The sequence below is a fragment of the Flavobacterium sp. LM5 genome (genome assembly GCF_002017945.1).
Lineage (GTDB): Bacteria > Bacteroidota > Bacteroidia > Flavobacteriales > Flavobacteriaceae > Flavobacterium > Flavobacterium succinicans.
This window is the reverse complement of record NZ_MUFX01000010.1, coordinates 1-5,757: the sequence shown is the minus strand read 5'-3', so window position 1 is coordinate 5,757 and position 5,757 is coordinate 1. Positions and strand designations below refer to the sequence as shown.

Sequence of the window (5,757 nt, the reverse complement as noted above, 5' to 3'; positions counted from 1 at the left end):
CCAAAAAACTCCATTAGATATTCTCTAATGGAGTTTTTTTTGTTTTTGTACTCAGAGCGGGACTTGAACCCGCACGAACATTGCTGTTCACTGGATTTTAAGTCCAGCGTGTCTACCAATTTCACCATCCGAGCAACTAGTGGTACCTCCAGGGATCGAACCAGGGACACATGGATTTTCAGTCCATTGCTCTACCATCTGAGCTAAGGTACCCTACTTTTTAGGAGTAGTTTATAAAAAAACCCTTCACTTTTGATGAAGGGTTTTCTAAAGAAAGGCGGCCGGACATACTCTCCCACAAATTGCAGTACCATCTGCGCAGGGCGGGCTTAACTTCTCTGTTCGGAATGGGAAGAGGTGAGCCCCGCCGCAATAACCACCTTAAGGTCGTTTTGCCAATGGGTAACCAGTTTGTACTGATTAACATTACATAATATCTTAACATACTGAGATAAAGAATATAAAAAGTTTCAACTTGCCTTGAGCGAAGTCGAAAGGAGAAAGTTCTCTCCGAGAGCTTTTTCGCTCTCGGGGAAAAAGGTGTACATAAGCTTACGGGTTATTAGTACTACTCGACTATGACATTACTGCCTTTACATCTATAGCCTATCAACGTGGTCATCTCCCACGACCCTTAAAAGAAATCTCATCTTGTGGTGGGTTTCGCGCTTATATGCTTTCAGCGCTTATCCCTTCCAAACGTAGCTACTCTGCGGTGCCCCTGGCGGGACAACAGATACACTAGAGGTTTGTCCAATTCGGTCCTCTCGTACTAGAATCAGATCCACTCAAATTTCTAAACGCCCACAGTAGATAGAGACCGAACTGTCTCACGACGTTCTGAACCCAGCTCGCGTGCCACTTTAATGGCGAACAGCCCAACCCTTGGACCTTCTCCAGCCCCAGGATGTGACGAGCCGACATCGAGGTGCCAAACCCCCCCGTCGATATGAGCTCTTGGGGAGATCAGCCTGTTATCCCCGCGTACCTTTTATCCTTTGAGCGATGGCCCTTCCATGCGGAACCACCGGATCACTATGCTCTACTTTCGTACCTGATCGACCTGTATGTCTCTCAGTCAAGCTCCCTTATGCCATTGCACTCTTCGCACGGTTACCAAGCGTACTGAGGGAACCTTTAGAAGCCTCCGTTACTCTTTTGGAGGCGACCACCCCAGTCAAACTACCCACCAAGCAATGTCCTCTCTATCGAGAGTTAGGCCTCAGATAAACAAAGGGTTGTATTTCAACAATGACTCCACAACGCCTAGCGACGCCACTTCACAGTCTCCAACCTATCCTACACATCATTTATCCAAGGTCAATACTAAGCTATAGTAAAGGTGCACAGGGTCTTTTCGTCCCACTGCGGGTAAACGGCATCTTCACCGTTACTACAATTTCACCGAGCTCATGGCTGAGACAGTGTCCAGATCGTTACACCATTCGTGCAGGTCGGAACTTACCCGACAAGGAATTTCGCTACCTTAGGAACCGTTATAGTTACGGCCGCCGTTTACTGGGCTTCAATTCAATGCTTCTCCGAAGATAACATCTCCTCTTAACCTTCCAGCACCGGGCAGGTGTCAGGCCCTATACTTCATCTTACGATTTTGCAGAGCCCTGTGTTTTGATAAACAGTCGCCTGGACCTCTTCACTGCGGCCCCGATTACTCGGGGCGACCCTTCTCCCGAAGTTACGGGTCTATTTTGCCTAATTCCTTAGCCATGAATCTCTCGAGCACCTTAGGATTCTCTCCTCGACTACCTGTGTCGGTTTACGGTACGGGTACTAATTACCTGAAGTTTAGAGGTTTTTCTTGGAAGCCCTTAGGCGCACTATCTCTTTGACCGAAGTCTCCGAGTACTATCGTATTTCCCCAAGCCGCGTGGATTTGCCTGCGCAGCTTATAGGTAGGTACTTCAACGAACTATTCCGTCAGTTCGCGGCGCTTTCATCACTCCGTCACCCCATCACAGTAATCAGTAGTACGGGAATATTAACCCGTTGGCCATCGACTGTCCCTTTCGGGTTCGCCTTAGGTCCCGACTAACCCACAGCTGATTAGCATAGCTGTGGAAACCTTAGTCTTTCGGTGTGCGGGTTTCTCGCCCGCATTATCGTTACTTATGCCTACATTTTCTTTTTCTAACCAGTCCAGCATGCCTTACGACACACCTTCAACCCTGTTAGAATGCTCCCCTACCACTTACAATTGCTTGTAAATCCATAGCTTCGGTAATATGTTTATGCCCGATTATTATCCATGCTCGTCCGCTCGACTAGTGAGCTGTTACGCACTCTTTAAATGAATGGCTGCTTCCAAGCCAACATCCTAGCTGTCCTGGGCAGACAAACCTCGTTCTTTCAACTTAACATATATTTGGGGACCTTAGCTGATGGTCTGGGTTCTTTCCCTCTCGGACTTGGACCTTAGCACCCAAGCCCTCACTGTTATCAATCATTATATAGCATTCGGAGTTTGTCAGGAATTGGTAGGCGGTGAAGCCCCCGCATCCAATCAGTAGCTCTACCTCTATATAACTAAAATAACGCTGCACCTAAATGCATTTCGGGGAGTACGAGCTATTTCCGAGTTTGATTGGCCTTTCACCCCTACCCACAGGTCATCCGAAGACTTTTCAACGTCAACCGGTTCGGACCTCCACACTGTGTTACCAGCGCTTTCATCCTGCCCATGGGTAGATCACACGGTTTTCGCGTCTAACACTACTGACTAAAGCGCCCTATTCAGACTCGCTTTCGCTACGGATCCGTGGCTTAACCACTTATCCTTGCCAGCAACGTTAACTCGTAGGCTCATTATGCAAAAGGCACGCCGTCACCCTCCACGAAAGGGCTCCGACCCGCTTGTAAGCGTATGGTTTCAGGATCTATTTCACTCCGTTATTCACGGTTCTTTTCACCTTTCCCTCACGGTACTGGTTCACTATCGGTCTCTCAGGAGTATTTAGCCTTAGCGGATGGTCCCGCCAAATTCAGACAGGGTTTCACGTGCCCCGCCCTACTCAGGATACCACTATCCTTTACATTCATTACTTATACAGGGCTATCACCTTCTTTGGCTCTACTTTCCAGTAGATTCTAATTCTTTATGCAAGAAATCTCGTGGTCCTACAACCCCAACATTGCCGTAACAACATTGGTTTGGGCTAATCCGCGTTCGCTCGCCACTACTTACGGAATCACTTTTGTTTTCTTCTCCTCCGCCTACTTAGATGTTTCAGTTCAGCGGGTTTGCCCACCTATCGGTGTACTATGTCTTCAACATAGTGGGTTGCCCCATTCAGGTATCTACGGATCAATTCGTGTGTGCCAATCCCCGTAGCTTTTCGCAGCTTATCACGCCTTTCTTCGCCTCTGAGAGCCTAGGCATCCCCCATACGCCCTTATTTTGCTTATTGTACCAATCATAAAATTAATTATGACCGTTTTTTTTCGCTTTCTCTAATAAATCAGAGAAAACTGCTTTCTACTTTTTATTATTTCTTATCTCAATATGTCAATGAACTTTAAATAAGTATTAAGTATTCTGTATTAAGTACTAAGACCTTATTGTCTTAATTCTTGATACTATCATCTTGATACTATCTTGTGGAGAATAACGGAGTCGAACCGTTGACCTCCTGCGTGCAAGGCAGGCGCTCTAGCCAGCTGAGCTAATCCCCCATTTTTTGTAAAATTCCAAATTTTTAAATTCCAAATTCCAAAAAAAAAGGATTTCAACCTCTAGAATTTCCTAATTAAGTGTAAATAGTAGTCCCGGGCAGACTCGAACTGCCGACCCCTACATTATCAGTGTAGTACTCTAACCAGCTGAGCTACGAGACTCTGTTTTTTACTTAATTCTTTATTCAATTTCTTTAAATTAACAGCAAGAGTAATATAATCGGTGTCATAGCACCTTTAAAATCTTCTTCTTTTTCCTTAGCGTGCTTTACGCTAACACTAAGGCTCTAGAAAGGAGGTGTTCCAGCCGCACCTTCCGGTACGGCTACCTTGTTACGACTTAGCCCTAGTTACCAGTTTTACCCTAGGCAGCTCCTTGCGGTCACCGACTTCAGGCACCCCCAGCTTCCATGGCTTGACGGGCGGTGTGTACAAGGCCCGGGAACGTATTCACCGGATCATGGCTGATATCCGATTACTAGCGATTCCAGCTTCACGGAGTCGAGTTGCAGACTCCGATCCGAACTGTGACCGGCTTTGTAGATTCGCTCCTGGTCACCCAGTGGCTGCTCTCTGTACCGGCCATTGTAGCACGTGTGTAGCCCAAGGCGTAAGGGCCGTGATGATTTGACGTCATCCCCACCTTCCTCACAGTTTGCACTGGCAGTCTCGTTAGAGTTCCCGACATGACTCGCTGGCAACTAACAACAGGGGTTGCGCTCGTTATAGGACTTAACCTGACACCTCACGGCACGAGCTGACGACAACCATGCAGCACCTTGTAAATTGTCTTGCGAAAAGTCTGTTTCCAAACCGGTCAATCTACATTTAAGCCTTGGTAAGGTTCCTCGCGTATCATCGAATTAAACCACATGCTCCACCGCTTGTGCGGGCCCCCGTCAATTCCTTTGAGTTTCATTCTTGCGAACGTACTCCCCAGGTGGGATACTTATCACTTTCGCTTAGCCACTGAACTTGCGCCCAACAGCTAGTATCCATCGTTTACGGCGTGGACTACCAGGGTATCTAATCCTGTTCGCTACCCACGCTTTCGTCCATCAGCGTCAATCCATTAGTAGTAACCTGCCTTCGCAATTGGTATTCCATGTAATCTCTAAGCATTTCACCGCTACACTACATATTCTAGTTACTTCCTAATAATTCAAGTCTAGCAGTATCAATGGCCGTTCCACCGTTGAGCGATGGGCTTTCACCACTGACTTACTAAACCGCCTACGGACCCTTTAAACCCAATGATTCCGGATAACGCTTGGATCCTCCGTATTACCGCGGCTGCTGGCACGGAGTTAGCCGATCCTTATTCTTACAGTACCGTCAAGCTCCCTCACGAGGGAGTGTTTCTTCCTGTACAAAAGCAGTTTACAATCCATAGGACCGTCATCCTGCACGCGGCATGGCTGGATCAGGCTTGCGCCCATTGTCCAATATTCCTCACTGCTGCCTCCCGTAGGAGTCTGGTCCGTGTCTCAGTACCAGTGTGGGGGATCTCCCTCTCAGGACCCTACCCATCGTTGCCTTGGTAAGCCGTTACCTTACCAACTAGCTAATGGGACGCATGCTCATCTTTTGCCGTTGTGACTTTAATGTGAAAATGATGCCATTCTCACATACTATGAGGTATTAATCCAAATTTCTCTGGGCTATCCCTCTGCAAAAGGTAGATTGCATACGCGTTACGCACCCGTGCGCCGGTCTCTAGTTCCGAAGAACTATACCCCTCGACTTGCATGTGTTAAGCCTGCCGCTAGCGTTCATCCTGAGCCAGGATCAAACTCTTCATCGTATATTGTGCGCTTAATAAATTAAGCTATTTTTATGCGAATCCAATTCTATCGGTGTTTATTCTAATCTCTCGATTATCTTACTCTTTTTTTCTTTGTCTTATCTTTCAATAAGACGGCTGTCAATTCAATATGTCTAGGAACGTATTCTTCTTGTTTTCTGCGCTTTTCGTTGTCGCGATTAGCGGGTGCAAAAGTAGAAATTCTTTTTTTAACTGGCAAGAAAAAAATGAAGTTTTTTTTGAGATTTTTATCTCGTTTAAAT

General features: G+C 46.7%; 1 protein-coding gene, 4 tRNA genes and 3 rRNA genes. All 8 read right to left on the bottom strand.

From position 1 onward, the window contains the following. Positions 1–48: 48 nt before the first annotated feature. A tRNA-Leu gene (locus tag BXU11_RS16360) sits at positions 49–134 on the bottom strand. 6 nt (positions 135–140) lie between these two features. Beyond that, a tRNA-Phe gene (locus BXU11_RS16355) sits at positions 141–213 on the bottom strand. A 59-nt stretch (positions 214–272) separates the two neighbouring features. Continuing rightward, positions 273–384: ribosomal RNA gene (rrf, locus tag BXU11_RS16350) — 5S ribosomal RNA — on the bottom strand. 158 nt (positions 385–542) lie between these two features. Continuing rightward, positions 543–3,425 (bottom strand): 23S ribosomal RNA (locus BXU11_RS16345). Positions 3,426–3,616: 191 nt separating this feature from the next. After that, positions 3,617–3,690: transfer RNA gene (locus BXU11_RS16340), tRNA-Ala, on the bottom strand. A gap of 88 nt (positions 3,691–3,778) precedes the next feature. After that, positions 3,779–3,852 (bottom strand) — tRNA-Ile (locus BXU11_RS16335). A 129-nt stretch (positions 3,853–3,981) separates the two neighbouring features. Beyond that, positions 3,982–5,494 (bottom strand): 16S ribosomal RNA (locus BXU11_RS16330). The 16S, 23S and 5S rRNA genes sit together here with 4 tRNA genes alongside, the layout of an rRNA operon. Positions 5,495–5,567: 73 nt before the next feature. Continuing rightward, positions 5,568–5,757 (bottom strand): hypothetical protein (locus BXU11_RS18165; protein ID WP_223253760.1); only part of this gene is annotated, 190 nt, incomplete at its 5' end.